This window comes from Pseudomonas sp. SMN11 (assembly GCF_052041945.1).
GTDB lineage: Bacteria > Pseudomonadota > Gammaproteobacteria > Pseudomonadales > Pseudomonadaceae > Aquipseudomonas.
Genome location: NZ_JBKGGW010000032.1, coordinates 34697 through 48871, shown reverse-complemented (window position 1 = coordinate 48871; position 14175 = coordinate 34697). Strand labels below are relative to the sequence as shown.

Below are 14175 nucleotides of genomic sequence, written 5' to 3'. Positions count from 1 at the left end.
AAAACGCCCCGCGGGGCGTTTTTTCGTTTCAGGCCGGCTCAGGCGTAGTGCTTGGCCGGGCTGTCTTCCACCAGTTCCAGCGCCACATCGTTGTCGGCACTGATCTTGCGGTACAGCGCTGCATCGGTGGCCAGGGCCTTTTCGCGGGCCGGGAAGATTTCCTTGAGCTTGGCAGCCCAGGCACCTTTGGCCTGCTCGGGGAAGCAGCGCTCGATCAGTTCGAGCATGATCGACACGGTTACAGACGCGCCTGGTGAGGCGCCGAGCAGTGCTGCCAGGCTGCCGTCCTGTGCCGAGACCAGCTCGGTACCGAACTGCAGGATGCCGCCTTTCTTCGGGTCCTTCTTGATGATCTGCACGCGTTGGCCAGCCACTTCCAGGCGCCAGTCTTCAGCTTTGGCCTGTGGGTAGAAGCGGCGCAGGGACTCCAGGCGCTGTTCCATCGATTGCATCACTTCGCTGACCAGGTACTTGGTCAGGTCCATGTTATCGCGGGCTACAGCCAGCATCGGGCCGATGTTGCCCATGCGCACCGACAGCGGCAGGTCCATCAGCGAGCCGTGCTTGAGGAACTTGGTGGTGAACCCGGCGTAAGGGCCGAACAGCAGCGAAGTCTTGCCGTCCACCACGCGGGTGTCCAGGTGTGGCACCGACATCGGCGGTGCACCGACTGCAGCCTGGCTGTACACCTTGGCCTGGTGCTGCTTGACGATTTCCGGGTTGTCGCAACGCAGCCACTGGCCGCTCACCGGGAAGCCGCCGAAGCCTTTGCTTTCCGGAATGCCGGACAGTTGCAGCAGCGGCAGCGCCGCGCCACCAGCACCCAGGAACACGAAGCGGGCGTCGACTTCGCGGGCGCCGCCGCTGTTGACGTCCTTGATACTCACGGTCCAGCCGCTGCCATTACGGCGCAGGCCGACGACTTTCTTGCTGTACTTGACCTGCGCGTCCGCGCTGTCGCCCAGCACCTTGAGCAGCTTGTTGGTCAGTGCCCCGAAGTTGACGTCGGTGCCTTTGGCCACGCGGGTTGCGGCGATGTGCTGGTCGGCCGGGCGGCCTGGCATCATCAGCGGCATCCACTGGTTCATCACGGCCTTGTCTTCGGTGTATTCCATCTCGGCGAAGGCGTGATGCTGCTTGAGCATTTCGAAACGCTTCTTGAGGAAGGACACACCCTTGTCACCTTCGACGTAGCTCAGGTGCGGGACCGGGTTGATGAATGCACGTGCCGAGCCGAAGGTGCTCTTCTTGCTCAGGTATGCCCAGAACTGGCGCGAGACCTCGAACTGGGTGTTGATGTGCACGGCCTTCTTGATGTCGATGCTGCCATCGGCGGCCTGGGGCGTGTAGTTGAGCTCGCACAGGCCGGCATGGCCGGTACCTGCGTTGTTCCAGGGGTTGGAGCTTTCCGCGGCTCCGGAGTCCATTGCCTCGACGACCTCAAGCTTCAGGGTCGGGTCAAGCTCCTTGAGCAGTACGGCCAGGGTGGCACTCATGATGCCTGCGCCTACCAGTACCACATCAACCGATTCGTTCTGCGCCATTTAACGCGTCTCCACAATCTACAGCTACCTAATTGACAGCATAGGACCACTGGGGTTGCCAGGATCGCCATGTCCGACTCTTCGCAGTTCTTGCCACTTCCGCGGACACCGCCAATCAGTCTTTGGGTTGCGATATTGAACCCTGATTGCCACGGGTGCGGCAATTCGACTTATGGTCAAGGTGTCGTGCGTGCGCTATGGAACGACCTCAGGCACTCATCCGAAATGAATGCATAAGCCGCCTGTTCAGGGCTGTTCGGGACACATCTGCTGCTTTTGCACATGCCAGACTGTTCATTTGCTCGCCACACTCTTGTGAAGTAGTGAAAACCGTTTTTTCACGCTCTTTTGGAGACGTGAACCTCAAAAGGGGACTGCGCGATGGCAACCCACAGGTTCATGCAGTGCGAAGGGCCGGAAAAGCAGGCACGACAGCCGATGCAAGACCTGAGTGGAAGGCTCTCTGTGGGCGAAGCGGGTGAAGGTGCCGGGGTCAGTCGGCGAGTGCGGGGCCCGATCAGGAGACGTCCTTATAATCGGGGGGAGATTATAACGATGTCGCGGGCAGAAAGGTCGTAATTCGTGGTTTTTATTGCAGCGTTTGTCAGGCCGCTAGGATGCGCTGGTGCCAACGGCGGCTTGCGCGGGCGCAAACCCGGGCTTCGGCGGGCAGTTCACGGCCCAACCAGGCCAGCTGGATTTCGCTAATCTGCACCCATCCGCTACCGCTGGGGACCTGGCTGCATTGCTTGAAGGCTAGGCATTTGCCCTCGCCGTCGAGGCGGGCGTAGGCATTGTGGCGCGGGCGTTGGCAGAGCAGTGTCCAGAGCGAGGCCATGGCGGTACGTCCTGTTCGTTTGGGCTTGGCGCAAGGATAACGGCGCGGCCATGAAACGATTGTGACAAGCGGGCCGGACCGATGACTGGTCTGTGCCTGGCTGGGTATACTGTGGGCCTTTGCCGTATTTTCTGGAGAAACGCGCATGTTGCAACGTCTGTTGTTCGGTTTGATTGCCGTGGCCAGCCTCAGCCTGGTCGGTTGTGCCCACAGCCCGCAACAACTCAGCCCGCAACCCACGCTCAAGGCTCAGCTCGCCCCGGTCGGCCACGGCCAGCCGGTGGTGGTCAAGGTGGTCGACGGGCGTGCTTCGCAGTCCCTGGGCACCCGTGGTGGCATGTACCCTGAAACCAGTACCATCAGCGTCAGTGGCAATGATGTCGTGCCCAAGCTGCAGGCCCAGGCCGAAGCCGCCGTGCGCCTGCTCGGCTTCACCCCGACGGCTAACGCCTACAACGCACCGCAGCTGACCGTGACCCTGGCCGAACTGAAGTACCAGTCGCCGAAAGACAACCTGTACGTGACCGAAGCTACTATCGGGGCCACCTTCCGTGCCGATGTGCAGAATGCCAGCCGCCGTTACAGCGGCCGCTACGGTGCTTCGCTGGACCAGCGTTTCGGCATGGCGCCGAACCAGGACACCAACACCCAGCTGGTGGGCGATGTGTTGAGCGATGCACTGACCCGCCTGTTCAAGGACCCGACCATTGGTCAGGTGCTGGGCGAGTAAGCCTCACGCTGCAAATGAAAAACCCGCTGCCTGAGCACCAGGTAGCGGGTTTTTTGTTGTCTGTAACGACCTAGGCGGCTTCGATGTGAAAATCCAGCAAGCTGACGCCGGTGCTTGCATCCACCTCGGGCAGGTCCTCGTGCATATGCCCACCCAGCGCGCAGTACACCAGCCACTGGCGGTCCTGGACATTGATGGCAAAACCATCGATCAACGCCTGCTGCTCATCGCTCTGGGTCACGAGATAGAGGCGGTCCTGGTTTTCGGCGTGCAGCATCAACAAGCTCCGGTAGGGGAAAAGGCCGGTAGAATGGCCTGCCCTGATGACGAGCATGTGACAGATGAAATCTAGTGACACTTTGTCGCCAAGACCGGGCGGGCAGGGCGGACTCCGGTAGAATGCCGGGCTTCGCTGTGGCTATGACCGAGGTTGAGTGATGTCGTTGCAAGTGCTCTGGGGCTTTCTTTCCGCCCACCCTACCAAGCTGATCAATCTGCTGGCGCTGTTGCTGACCTGCCCTGGCGGGTTGCTGCTGCAGAGCGCGCGGCGGCGTGAGGCGACCAGCCGTGAGAGCCTGGCAGTGGAAGAGGGGCTGGTGGATGCCTTCGACCAGCGCGTGCCGCGCTACTACTACATCCTCGGTTTTTCCTGCCTGGCCATGGCGCTGCTGCTGTCCTGGTTGAGCACCTGGATCTGAAACGACTGGGGCCGCATTGCGGCCCCAGGAAGATTGATCAGGCGACAGGTGCCTGCTGCTTGACCTGATACTGGTTGCGCACCGGTGTCGCATACTGCAACACCAGGTACGGTCGCTGCTCCTCGGGGCAGGCATCCAGGCGGCGCTGCCATTCTTCCCTGGCCTTGGTCAGCTCTTCGGCCGGGAACACCTTCTCGGCGCTCGGCACCTGCAGTGCCTCATCCTTCTCGCTCCACAACGCATAGGCCAAGTAATGCACCGGGAACAGGCGGTAGCCGCCGAGGATCTGCCGGTCGGTTTCCTGTGCCAACTGCTTGGTGTCCTCGTAGTACTCGGTCACCGGCGGGGCGAAGTGGATGTGCACCCGGCCTTTATAGCCGGTGATGCCCTTGGCGATGCTGTTGTCGTCCTCGCCCGGTGCCTTCTTGTAGGTGCCGGTGGTGGCGCGGATGTACAGCTCGCGGGCCTTGGCCTGGTCGCAGGGGTCGTACTCGTAGCTGATCGACACCGGGATCAGGTTCAGGCTCTGGATCACCGCCCCGAACGGCTCGTCCTTGCGGCTCATGTGGAACATCTTGAGGATCGCCGAATCGGTACGGTCATCACCGTCCTTGGCGCGGCCTTCGGCCTGGGCGATCCAGATCGACGTGCCGTCATTGCGGATCGAGTGGTTGATGTAGGCCGAGAGCAACTGGTAGGCCGCGAGCTTTTCGCGGCGGCCGCTGATCGAGCGGTGCACGATGAAGCTCTTGTTCAGGCGCATCATGTCGCTGACGAACGGCTTCTGCAGCAGATTGTCGCCGATGGCGATGCGCGGAGTCGGCAGGCCGGCGTGGTACACCGCGTAGTTGACGAAGGCCGGGTCCATGACGATGTCGCGGTGGTTGGCCAGGAACAGATAGGCCGTGCCCGACTTGAGCTGTTCGACGCCGGAATAGGTGACGCCGTCGGTGGCGCGCTCGATGGTCTGGTCGACGTAGTACTCGACTTTGTCCTGCAGGGTCGACACACAGGTGACACCGGCAAATTCCTTGCGCAGGCGCCGGGCGATCAGCGGCTTGAGCAGCCAGCCGAAGGCGCCGGCCGCGCGCGGGAACTTGAAGTGGGTGAGGATATCGAGGAATGCCGGGTCGCTGAGCAGGCGTGCCAGAACGGCAGGGACCTCAGCATCGTCGTACGGTCGGATGGCATCGAATTCGCCCATCATGCTCTCTTGTTGGAAACGGCTAGGGTAATAAGGTAAGGGGTGGGGCCCGAAAAACGGCTCGTGCACACGCAAGCCCTGTAAACAGACCGGCAATTATACGCACAAGTCACCCCGGAGGCCGCGATGCTCGAACAAGCGTTCTACGATTGCCCTTATTGTGGTGAAGAAGTTGAAACGACAGTGGACCTGTCCGGCGGCGATCAGGAGTACATCGAGGACTGCCAGGTGTGCTGCAAGCCTATCCGCTTTGTGCTGCAGGTTCATGGCGACGAATGGATGCTGGATGTCTACGGTGAGAACGACTGATGCGGCGGATCTACGAACCGGAAAACCTGCTGGAGGCCGAAATGCTGCTGGGCATGCTCGTCAGCGAGGGTATCGAAGTGCACTTGGTCGGCCGCGACCTGATCGGCGCTGCCGGTGAGTTGCCGTTGCAGGGGCTACTCGGGCTCGCGGTGCCCGACCAACAGGCCGAATACGCACGGCAACTGATCGATGCGTACAATGGTGCCGAGCCGCTTGCCGGCGACGAGCCGGAGAGTCATCCCGGTACCTTGATCTGCTAGGTTCTGAAATCGCCCATGTGTGGACGTTACGCCCTCTTTCGCTGGCCCCAGGCGCTGGCCAGTCTGCCGGGCTTCCCTGCCGGCCAGCCGGCCCAATGGAATATCTCGCCCGGTGCTTCGGTGCTGATCCGGCGCCAGCTCGACGGCCAGCAGCAGCTGGCCAAGGCGCGCTGGGGGTTGACCCCCGCCTGGCTCACCGACCTTTCGCGTACCCCCGCCCATGCCCGGGCCGAGACCTTGGCCGAGCAGCCGATGTTCCGCGAAGCGTTTCGCCTGCGCCGTTGCCTGATGCCGGCCAACGGTTTCTATGAGTGGCGCGGCACGGTGCGCAAACGGCCTTACTGGCTGACACCAGGGGAGGGCGCCTCGCTGTATTTTGCCGCCATATGGGAGGCCTACCCAGTGCAGGACCAGGTGTGGTTGAGCTGTGCAGTGGTGACCCAGGCCGCGATGAACCAGCGCCGGCCGCTGATTCTCGACGAAGCCGGCCAGGCCGCCTGGCTGGACCCGGACACACCCTTGCCGCGCTTGCACGAGTTGCTCGCCAGCCCGCCGGCGACGCTGCGCGAGCGGGCCCTGGCGAACTTCGTCAATGACCCGAAACTGGACGCGCCAGAGTGCCTGACCCCCGCCTAGATAAAATCTTCCCTGCGGCTATGGCGGGTTACAGGCGACTCAGCCTAGGATACGGCGCATGTAAAAAGGGAGTGTTTTGATGCGTAAGTCTTTTGTCGTCAGTCTGTTGAGTGCTGGCATCCTGCTAGCCGGCTGCCAGGCGGTGAATACCACCAGTGGCGGTGCTGTCGGCGTCGAGCGCCAGCAGTACATGTTCAGCATGCTCTCGACCGACGAGGTCAACCAGATGTACGCCCAGTCGTACCAGCAGACCCTCGGCGAGGCGTCGAGCAAGGGCGTGCTGGACAAGTCCAGTGCCGATGCCAAGCGCGTGCAGGCCATCGCCAGCCGGCTGATCGCCCAGGCGCCCAAGTTCCGCCCCGATGCGGCGCAATGGAACTGGGAAGTCAACGTCATCAAGAGCGACGAGCTCAATGCCAACTGCGGGCCGGGTGGCAAGATCATCGTGTACACCGGGCTGATCGACCAGCTCAAGCTCACCGATGCGGAAATCGCCGCAGTGGTTGGCCACGAAATCGCCCACGCCTTGCGTGAGCACAGCCGTGAAGCGATGTCCAAGGCCTACGGCGTGCAGATGGCGCGCCAGGGCGCAGGTGCATTGCTTGGCCTTGGCCAGGACAGCATGGCGCTGGCCGACGCGGTGGTGAACTATTCCATGACCCTGCCCAACAGCCGCGCCAACGAGAACGAAGCCGACCTGATTGGCCTGGAGCTGTCGGCGCGTGCCGGTTATGACCCGAACGCCGCGATCACCTTGTGGAACAAGATGAGCAAGGCTTCGGAAGGTGCGCCGCCCGAGTTCATGAGCACTCACCCGGCGTCCAGCAGCCGGATCGCCTCGTTGCAGGCGGCGATTCCGAAGGTGATGCCGCTGTACGAAGCTGCGAAGCAGTAAAGCCGATAGGGGCTGCTTTGCAGCCCATCGCCGGCAAGCGCGGCTCCCACAGGTATCGCGTTCCTGTGGGAGCCGCGCTTGCCGGCGATGGGCGCGCAAAGCGGCCCCAGCTTTTTCAGATCAGCCCACCCAGCCACTGGTCTTCATCGCTGAGTACACGGCCACGATTGCCAGCACGAAGAACGCGGTCGCTGCCAGGCGACGAATCAGCGTCAGTGGCAGTTTCTCCGCAGCGAAGTTACCTGCCAGTACCACCGGCACGTTGGCAATCAGCATGCCTAGGGTCGTCCCGACGATGACCAGGATCAGGTGTGGATACTGGGCAGCCAGCATCACCGTGGCAACCTGGGTCTTGTCACCGATTTCAGCCAGGAAGAAGGCGATCAGCGTGGTCAGGAACGGGCCGAAGCGGCGGGCGGGGTTCTCGTCATCGTCCATCTTGTCCGGTACCAATGTCCACAGCGCAGTAGCGGTGAAGCTGGCGGCAAGAATCCAGTGCAACACCGACTCGGTGAAGAAACTGCCGACCCAGGCACCCACGGCACCGGCCGCGGCATGGTTGGCCAAGGTGGCGGCAATGATGCCGGCGATGATTGGCCAAGGCTTGCGGAAGCGTGCGGCGAGGATGAGCGCGAGCAATTGCGTCTTGTCGCCGATTTCGGCCAAGGCAACGATTGCGGTGGGGACCAACAGAGATTCCAGCATCAGGATTCCTACGGGGGCGGGTCGACACGGCTATGACACGTACAACCTTCCCGCCCCGGGTAAGGTGTGCGTGTCATAGGTCTTGTCAAACCGAGGACCTGTCTGTGCAGGTCGCTGGGTCGCACGCGCCATGGCCTGTGGGCCAAGTATGTTGACGCGTACCGGGCGAGCAGGGTGCTCGCGGGAGACTACTCCCCTAGGACGGTGCGGATTCTGCCTAGCCGAAACCGTTTCGGCAAGCCCTGTTTTTATCCGCGTGTGGCGCGATAGATGCGGAAGCCATCGGCCTCGGCGCAAGTCTGGCAATTGCCCAAGGCACCTTCGATCAGTGGCTGGTAGCGCAGAAAGCTATTGGCAACAAGGCGCATTTCCCCGCCTTTTCGCAGATGTTGGCCGGATTTTTTCAGCAGGTTTTCCGATGCCTGGTAATTGGTGTGCACCCCGGTGTGGAACGGTGGGTTGCTCAGGATCAGGCTCAGGTCGGCGGGCGCAGCATCGATGCCATCGCCGCTGATGACTTCGCCTTCCAGACTGTTGGCTGCAAGGGTCAGGCGGCTGGCTGCCACGGCGAAGGCGTCGACATCCAGCAGAGTGACCCGGCTCTGTGGATAACGACGCTTGACCGTGGCACCGAGCACGCCAGCACCGCAGCCGAAGTCGAGCACTTGGCCGACCGGCAGGTTGTCCAGGTGCTTGAGCAACAGGGCAGTGCCGCGGTCGAGGCGGCCATGGCTGAATACCCCCGGCAGGCTCACCACCTGCAGTGGGCCATCTTCAAGTTCGAGGGTGAAGCGCTCGGCCAGGCTCTCCAGCGGTCTGGCTTGAGGGGCGTTGTCCACGGTCACCTGCCACAGCTGGCAATGCCGCGCGCTGTCCAGTTTGCGCGGCTTGCCGAAAGCTTGCAGCTGTTTGGCCGCGCCTTCGATGCCGCCACGCTTTTCACCCACCAGATACAGCTCGCGGCCCGCCAGGCCGGACGCCAGGGCATTGAGCAGGTAGGCCGCCAGCTCGCGGGACTTCGGCAGGAACACCACGGCCGTCTCGAAATCGACCGGCGGCACATCGACGCCGTAGTGGCTGCGCCCGCTGAAGCGGCTGTCGAGCATGGCCTGGTCACCGGCATGCCAGGTCCAGCCATGGGCCTGGGGCAGTTGCCCGAGCAGGCCGTCGGCGGGGGCGCCGGCGAGCAGCAACGGGCCCTGGAACAGCTCTGCCTGGCGGAGCAACACTTCACTGCGCGGGTCCATGGACGACGCCTCCTGAAAAAAGTGGCGCAGTGTAGCAGAGCCGGGCGTGGGACTGAGCTGGCGCTCAGCTGACCACGCGGCGTGGCTGGCCTTCGAAGAAGGCCTTGGTGTTTTCGCTGAGCTGACCGACGATGCGCTGGCGCGATTCGACCGCACCCCAGGCGCTATGTGGGGTAATCAGCAGCCGCGGGATACCCTTTTCCAGCAGCGGGTTGCCGTTGACCGGTGGCTCGACGCTCAGCACATCGGTGGCCGCGCCGCCCAGGTGGCCGTTGCGCAAGGCATCGGCCAGGGCCTGTTCATCGATCAGTCCGCCACGGGCGGTGTTGACCACCAGCGCGCCTTTTTTCAGCAGCGCTAGTTCGTGGGCACCGATCATGTGCCGGGTATGTTCGTTGAGCGGGCAGTGGAGGGTCAGCGCGTCGACCTGCGGCAGCAGTTCGTCCAGCGCCAGGCGATCGTCACGGGCCGGGCGGCCAGGGATCTGCCCGCTCAGCACGCGCATGCCGAAGGCTTCGGCCAGCCGTGCCACAGCACCACCCAGTTCGCCATGGCCGAGCAGACCGAGGGTCTTGCCTTCCAGTTCGACGATCGGGAAGTCCAGCAGGCAGAACTGGCTGGCCTTGGCCCACTGGCCGTCGGCCACCGCCTGGTTGTAGTCGCACAGGCGCGTGGCCAGGGCCAGCAGCAGGGCGAGGGTGTGCTGGGCCACCGACGGCGTGCCATAGCCCTGGCAGTTGCAGACGGTGATGCCCTGGGCGCGGGCTGCGGCCAGGTCGACATTGTTGGTGCCGGTGGCGGCCACCAGGATCAGCTTCAGCTGCGGGTTGGCGGCCAGTGCGGCGGCATCGAGCATGACCTTGTTGCTGACCACCGCGACAGCGCCCTGCAGGCGTTCGGCGACCTGCTCCGGGCGGGTGGCGGCAAACAGCTCGAATTCGTCGAACTGCTCCTGCAACGGCGACAGGTCGAGGTCGCCAAGGTCCAGGGATTGGTGGTCGAGAAACACGGCACGGCGCAAGCTGGGCATCACGGGAAGCTCCGGAGGCAGGGCAGGGGTTGATCCATCTCCCCGCACAATGCCACTCATACCTTGTGCCGCCAAATCATTCCTTCGGCTGATTTGACCGTCACATTGAGCTACTACAGTAGATCCAGACTTGTTCGGCATGCTTTTCAGAAAAGGGATCACCATGTTGCAGACCCGCATCATCAAGCCCGCCGAGGGCGCCTATAACTTCCCTCTGTTGATCAAGCGCCTGCTGATGTCCGGCAGCCGCTACGAAAAGACCCGCGAGATCGTCTATCGCGATCAGCTGCGCCTGACTTATCCACAGCTCAACGAGCGTATCGCCCGCCTCGCCAACGTGCTGACCGAAGCCGGGGTCAAGGCCGGTGACACCGTGGCGGTAATGGACTGGGACAGCCACCGTTACCTGGAATGCATGTTCGCCATCCCGATGATCGGCGCGGTGGTGCACACCATCAACGTGCGCCTGTCGCCCGAGCAGATCCTCTACACCATGAATCACGCCGAAGACCGTTTCGTACTGGTCAACAGCGATTTCGTCGGCCTCTACCAGGCCATCGCCGGGCAACTGACCACCGTCAACAAGACCCTGCTGATCACCGATGGCCCGGACAAGACCGCCGACCTGCCGAACCTGGTCGGCGAATACGAGCAACTGCTCGCGGCCGCCAGCCCGCGCTACGACTTCCCGGATTTCGACGAGAACTCGGTGGCTACCACCTTCTACACCACCGGTACCACGGGCAATCCCAAGGGCGTCTACTTCACCCACCGCCAACTGGTGCTGCATACCCTGGCCGAAGCCGCGGTGACCGGTAGCATCGACAGCGTGCGCCTGCTTGGCAGCAACGACGTGTACATGCCCATCACGCCGATGTTCCACGTGCATGCCTGGGGCATCCCCTACGCGGCCACCATGCTTGGCATGAAGCAGGTCTACCCGGGCCGCTACGAGCCGGACATGCTGGTCAAGCTGTGGCGCGAAGAGAAGGTCACCTTCTCGCACTGTGTACCGACCATCCTGCAGATGCTGCTCAACTGTCCGAATGCCCAGGGCCAGGACTTCGGCGGCTGGAAGATCATCATCGGCGGCAGCGCCTTGAACAGCTCGCTGTACAAGGCCGCGTTGGCCCGTGGCATCCAGCTGACCGCCGCCTACGGCATGTCCGAAACCTGCCCGCTGATTTCTGCCGCGCACCTGAATGACGAGCTGCAGGCCGGCAGCGAGGATGAGCGCGTTACCTACCGCATCAAGGCCGGCGTGCCGGTGCCGTTGGTGGAGGCGGCGATCATCGATGGCGAGGGCAACTTCCTCCCGGCCGATGGCGAGACCCAGGGCGAACTGGTGCTGCGTGCGCCGTGGCTGACCATGGGTTACTTCAAGGAGCCGGAAAAGAGCGAGGAACTGTGGCACGGCGGCTGGCTGCACACTGGTGACGTCGCCACCCTCGACGGCATGGGTTACATCGATATCCGCGACCGCATCAAGGACGTGATCAAGACCGGCGGCGAGTGGATCTCCTCGCTCGACCTCGAGGACCTGATCAGCCGTCATCCGGCCGTGCGCGAAGTGGCGGTGGTCGGGGTGGCCGACCCGCAATGGGGCGAGCGTCCGTTCGCCTTGCTGGTGGTGCGTGATGACAAGTCGATCGATGCCAAGGCGCTCAAGGAGCATCTCAAGCCTTTTGTCGAGGAAGGGCACATCAACAAATGGGCCATTCCAAGCCAGATCGCCGTTGTTACTGAAATTCCCAAGACCAGTGTCGGCAAGATCGACAAGAAGCGTATCCGCCAGGACATTGTCCAGTGGCAGGCCAGTAACAGCGCCTTCCTGTCTACCTTGTAAGCCCGTTGCGGGTCGCATGCGACGGTTTGCGACCCGCATGCTAGACAGCTTGTGGCCTTGCCAAACGAGAAAAATCGGCCATGCTTGAGCACGGCCGATGCGCTACCCGGGAAACACCGGGGCGATTTGGCAGACGGTGCGCAAATCACACTTTAGAGGGATCAAGCACCTGAGCCTGCTGGCTATAGTCGGGGCCAGGGGATCTTCAGGAATGGGGAGAGCGGTACGCGCAAGACGTGCCGCTGCAGGGCAAACCTGCACACCGGTCGCTCGGGCCGTTTCTGAAAGGACTCACTGCCATAACAATAAAGTACATGGAGTAGCGTCGATGAAATCTGCAAACCCGTTCTGGCGCCGGGCCAAGCTGCCCTTGGCCGTCAGCCTTGCTTCCACGCTCGCAAGTCCTGCTTTCGCTGTCAGTTTCAACATTGGTGAAATCGAAGGCCAGTTCGACTCGTCGCTCTCCGTCGGGGCCAGCTGGTCCACTGCCAATCCCAACAAGAATCTGATCGGGGTCAACAACGGCGGCAAGGGCCTGTCGCAGACCTCTGACGACGGCCACCTGAACTTCAAGAAGGGCGAAACCTTCTCGAAGATCTTCAAAGGTATCCATGACCTTGAACTCAAATACGGCGACACCGGTGTGTTCGTACGTGGCAAGTACTGGTACGACTTCGAGCTGAAGGACGAAAGCCGTCCGTTCAAGGACATCAGTGACTCGGGCCGCAAGGAGGGTGCCAAGTCGTCGGGCGCGGAGCTGCTCGATGCCTTCGTCTACCACAACTACTCGATCGGCGATCAGCCGGGTTCGGTACGCTTCGGCAAGCAGGTGGTGAGCTGGGGTGAAAGCACCTTCATCGGCGGCGGCATCAACTCGATCAACCCGATCGATGTGGCCGCGTTCCGCCGCCCGGGTGCCGAGATCAAGGAAGGCCTGATCCCGGTCAACATGTTCTACATCTCGCAGAGCCTGACCGACAACCTGTCGGCCGAAGCCTTCTACCAGCTTGAGTGGGACCAGACCGTCGTCGACAACTGCGGCACCTTCTTCTCCCAGCCCGATATCATCGCCGACGGCTGTACCGACAATCTGCGCGTGCTCAACAGCAGCCGCACGGTGCCGGCAGCAGCACAGCAATTTCTCGCCACCCGCGGCGTCAACATCAACGAAGAGGGTGTGATGGTGGCGCGTGGTGCTGACCGCGATGCCCGTGACAGCGGCCAGTTCGGTGTGGCCATGCGCTACATGTTCGAACCGCTCGACACCGAGTTCGGCGCCTATTTCATGAACTACCACAGCCGTGCGCCGATCTTTAGCGCCACTGGCGCCTCACCGTCGGTATTCGCCGGCCTCAGCCAGTTGCCACCGCAACTGCGCGCACTGGCGCCGCTGATCGTGGCGGGTAATTCGAAGTACTTCGTCGAGTACCCCGAAGACATCCGCCTGTACGGCCTGAGCTTCTCCACCACGCTGCCTACCGGTACCGCCTGGAGCGGTGAGGTCAGCTACCGGCCGAACGCGCCGGTGCAGCTGAACACTACCGATATCCTGTTCGCCGGTGTCCGCCCGATCGGTGGCGCGCTGAGCAACGCCTCATTGCTCACTGGCACCCCGGGCCAAGACCTGCACGGCTACCGTCGCAAGGAAATCACTCAGTTCCAGACCACCCTGACGCACTTCTTCGACCAGGTGATGGGCGCCAGCCGCATGACCGTGGTCGGTGAAGTCGGCGTTACCCATGTGGGTGGCCTGGAGAACGCGCACGATACCCGTTACGGTCGCGACCCGGTATTCGGCCCTGGCCCGCTGCCAGCAACCGGCGGCGCCGACACCTGCCAGGCGCTCAACGCCAGCACCATCGCCGGTGCCGGTGCCGGTGCCTCGACCACCAACCTCAACCGCAAGTGCGAGAACGACGGCTACACCACCAGCACCTCCTGGGGTTATCGCGCCCGGGTCATCTGGGACTACAACGACGTGTTCGCCGGAGTCAACCTCAAGCCCAACGTGGCCTGGTCGCATGACGTCTCCGGTTACTCGCCGGGCCCTGGCGGCAACTTCGAGGAAGGGCGCAAGGCCGTCAGCCTGGGCCTGGATGCCGAGTACCAGAACACCTATACCGCCAGCCTGTCGTACACCAACTTCTTCGACGGCAAGTACAGCACCGTGGATGATCGCGACTTCGTCGCCCTCAGCTTCGGCGTGAACTTCTAAGAACATTGATCCAGGACG

15 protein-coding genes and 1 riboswitch are annotated in these 14175 nt (G+C 62.6%); of the genes, 8 read left to right on the top strand and 7 right to left on the bottom strand.

Features of this window, described 5'->3' with window-relative positions:
• Positions 1–38: 38 nt before the first annotated feature.
• The gene (gene mqo / locus ACLEJU_RS22290; RefSeq protein ID WP_435424755.1) at positions 39–1544 is read right to left on the bottom strand and encodes a malate dehydrogenase (quinone); all 1506 of its coding nucleotides are present in this window, start codon (positions 1542–1544) and stop codon (positions 39–41) included.
• A gap of 604 nt (positions 1545–2148) precedes the next feature.
• Positions 2149–2382 carry a hypothetical protein gene (locus ACLEJU_RS22285; protein ID WP_435424754.1) on the bottom strand — a complete coding sequence of 78 codons (234 nt, stop codon included), beginning with the start codon at positions 2380–2382 and terminating at the stop codon, positions 2149–2151.
• A 145-nt stretch (positions 2383–2527) separates the two neighbouring features.
• Here ACLEJU_RS22285 and ACLEJU_RS22280 point away from each other — a divergent pair, with 145 nt between their 5' ends.
• Positions 2528–3112 carry a YajG family lipoprotein gene (locus ACLEJU_RS22280; RefSeq protein WP_435424753.1) on the top strand — a complete coding sequence of 195 codons (585 nt, stop codon included), beginning with the start codon at positions 2528–2530 and terminating at the stop codon, positions 3110–3112.
• 70 nt (positions 3113–3182) lie between these two features.
• Here ACLEJU_RS22280 and ACLEJU_RS22275 read toward each other — a convergent pair whose 3' ends face one another.
• Positions 3183–3389 carry a hypothetical protein gene (locus ACLEJU_RS22275; protein ID WP_435424752.1) on the bottom strand — a complete coding sequence of 69 codons (207 nt, stop codon included), beginning with the start codon at positions 3387–3389 and terminating at the stop codon, positions 3183–3185.
• Positions 3390–3549: 160 nt separating this feature from the next.
• On the opposite strand from ACLEJU_RS22275, the gene ACLEJU_RS22270 reads away from it, so the two are divergent.
• Entirely contained in the window at positions 3550–3810 is a 261-nt protein-coding gene (locus tag ACLEJU_RS22270; RefSeq protein ID WP_435424751.1) for a hypothetical protein, read from the top strand.
• 37 nt (positions 3811–3847) lie between these two features.
• Here the strand turns inward: ACLEJU_RS22270 and ACLEJU_RS22265 are convergent, their stop codons facing one another.
• Positions 3848–5017: a 1-acyl-sn-glycerol-3-phosphate acyltransferase gene (locus ACLEJU_RS22265; RefSeq protein ID WP_435424750.1), complete on the bottom strand. Its 1170-nt coding sequence runs from the start codon at positions 5015–5017 to the stop codon at positions 3848–3850.
• A 123-nt stretch (positions 5018–5140) separates the two neighbouring features.
• On the opposite strand from ACLEJU_RS22265, the gene ACLEJU_RS22260 reads away from it, so the two are divergent.
• From ACLEJU_RS22260 to ACLEJU_RS22245, 4 genes are all read left to right on the top strand, one after another.
• The gene (locus ACLEJU_RS22260; protein WP_027918329.1) at positions 5141–5323 is read left to right on the top strand and encodes a CPXCG motif-containing cysteine-rich protein; all 183 of its coding nucleotides are present in this window, start codon (positions 5141–5143) and stop codon (positions 5321–5323) included.
• Entirely contained in the window at positions 5323–5583 is a 261-nt protein-coding gene (locus tag ACLEJU_RS22255; protein WP_110638432.1) for a putative signal transducing protein, read from the top strand. Before ACLEJU_RS22260 ends, ACLEJU_RS22255 begins: the two co-directional genes overlap by 1 nt.
• Before the next feature lie 15 nt (positions 5584–5598).
• Positions 5599–6219 carry an SOS response-associated peptidase gene (locus ACLEJU_RS22250; protein ID WP_435424749.1) on the top strand — a complete coding sequence of 207 codons (621 nt, stop codon included), beginning with the start codon at positions 5599–5601 and terminating at the stop codon, positions 6217–6219.
• A gap of 79 nt (positions 6220–6298) precedes the next feature.
• On the top strand, positions 6299–7114 hold the full coding sequence (locus ACLEJU_RS22245) for a M48 family metallopeptidase (protein ID WP_103445691.1): 816 nt from the start codon (positions 6299–6301) through the stop codon (positions 7112–7114).
• 120 nt (positions 7115–7234) lie between these two features.
• Here the strand turns inward: ACLEJU_RS22245 and ACLEJU_RS22240 are convergent, their stop codons facing one another.
• From ACLEJU_RS22240 to ACLEJU_RS22230, 3 genes are all read right to left on the bottom strand, one after another.
• Entirely contained in the window at positions 7235–7816 is a 582-nt protein-coding gene (locus tag ACLEJU_RS22240; RefSeq protein ID WP_181004450.1) for a TMEM165/GDT1 family protein, read from the bottom strand.
• Between the two features lie 22 nt (positions 7817–7838).
• Positions 7839–8028, bottom strand: a riboswitch (yybP-ykoY riboswitch).
• A 39-nt stretch (positions 8029–8067) separates the two neighbouring features.
• Entirely contained in the window at positions 8068–9066 is a 999-nt protein-coding gene (locus ACLEJU_RS22235; protein ID WP_435424111.1) for a methyltransferase, read from the bottom strand.
• Positions 9067–9130: 64 nt separating this feature from the next.
• Entirely contained in the window at positions 9131–10096 is a 966-nt protein-coding gene (locus ACLEJU_RS22230; RefSeq protein ID WP_435424110.1) for a 2-hydroxyacid dehydrogenase, read from the bottom strand.
• A 163-nt stretch (positions 10097–10259) separates the two neighbouring features.
• On the opposite strand from ACLEJU_RS22230, the gene ACLEJU_RS22225 reads away from it, so the two are divergent.
• Entirely contained in the window at positions 10260–11942 is a 1683-nt protein-coding gene (locus ACLEJU_RS22225) for a fatty acid--CoA ligase (RefSeq protein WP_435424109.1), read from the top strand.
• A gap of 328 nt (positions 11943–12270) precedes the next feature.
• Positions 12271–14157, top strand: coding sequence for a DUF1302 domain-containing protein (locus tag ACLEJU_RS22220; RefSeq protein ID WP_435424108.1), 1887 nt, complete (start codon positions 12271–12273; stop codon positions 14155–14157).
• The last annotated feature ends 18 nt before the right edge of the window (positions 14158–14175 follow it).

Excerpts from the sequence above, each read along its gene's own strand:
- mqo (WP_435424755.1), bottom strand. The coding sequence starts at position 1,544 with ATGGCGCAGAACGAATCGGTTGATGTGGTACTGGTAGGCGCAGGCATC.
- ACLEJU_RS22285 (WP_435424754.1), bottom strand. The coding sequence starts at position 2,382 with ATGGCCTCGCTCTGGACACTGCTCTGCCAACGCCCGCGCCACAATGCC.
- ACLEJU_RS22280 (WP_435424753.1), top strand. The coding sequence starts at position 2,528 with ATGTTGCAACGTCTGTTGTTCGGTTTGATTGCCGTGGCCAGCCTCAGC.
- ACLEJU_RS22275 (WP_435424752.1), bottom strand. The coding sequence starts at position 3,389 with ATGCTGCACGCCGAAAACCAGGACCGCCTCTATCTCGTGACCCAGAGC.
- ACLEJU_RS22270 (WP_435424751.1), top strand. The coding sequence starts at position 3,550 with ATGTCGTTGCAAGTGCTCTGGGGCTTTCTTTCCGCCCACCCTACCAAG.
- ACLEJU_RS22265 (WP_435424750.1), bottom strand. The coding sequence starts at position 5,017 with ATGATGGGCGAATTCGATGCCATCCGACCGTACGACGATGCTGAGGTC.
- ACLEJU_RS22260 (WP_027918329.1), top strand. The coding sequence starts at position 5,141 with ATGCTCGAACAAGCGTTCTACGATTGCCCTTATTGTGGTGAAGAAGTT.
- ACLEJU_RS22255 (WP_110638432.1), top strand. The coding sequence starts at position 5,323 with ATGCGGCGGATCTACGAACCGGAAAACCTGCTGGAGGCCGAAATGCTG.
- ACLEJU_RS22250 (WP_435424749.1), top strand. The coding sequence starts at position 5,599 with ATGTGTGGACGTTACGCCCTCTTTCGCTGGCCCCAGGCGCTGGCCAGT.
- ACLEJU_RS22245 (WP_103445691.1), top strand. The coding sequence starts at position 6,299 with ATGCGTAAGTCTTTTGTCGTCAGTCTGTTGAGTGCTGGCATCCTGCTA.
- ACLEJU_RS22235 (WP_435424111.1), bottom strand. The coding sequence starts at position 9,066 with ATGGACCCGCGCAGTGAAGTGTTGCTCCGCCAGGCAGAGCTGTTCCAG.
- ACLEJU_RS22230 (WP_435424110.1), bottom strand. The coding sequence starts at position 10,096 with ATGCCCAGCTTGCGCCGTGCCGTGTTTCTCGACCACCAATCCCTGGAC.
- ACLEJU_RS22225 (WP_435424109.1), top strand. The coding sequence starts at position 10,260 with ATGTTGCAGACCCGCATCATCAAGCCCGCCGAGGGCGCCTATAACTTC.
- ACLEJU_RS22220 (WP_435424108.1), top strand. The coding sequence starts at position 12,271 with ATGAAATCTGCAAACCCGTTCTGGCGCCGGGCCAAGCTGCCCTTGGCC.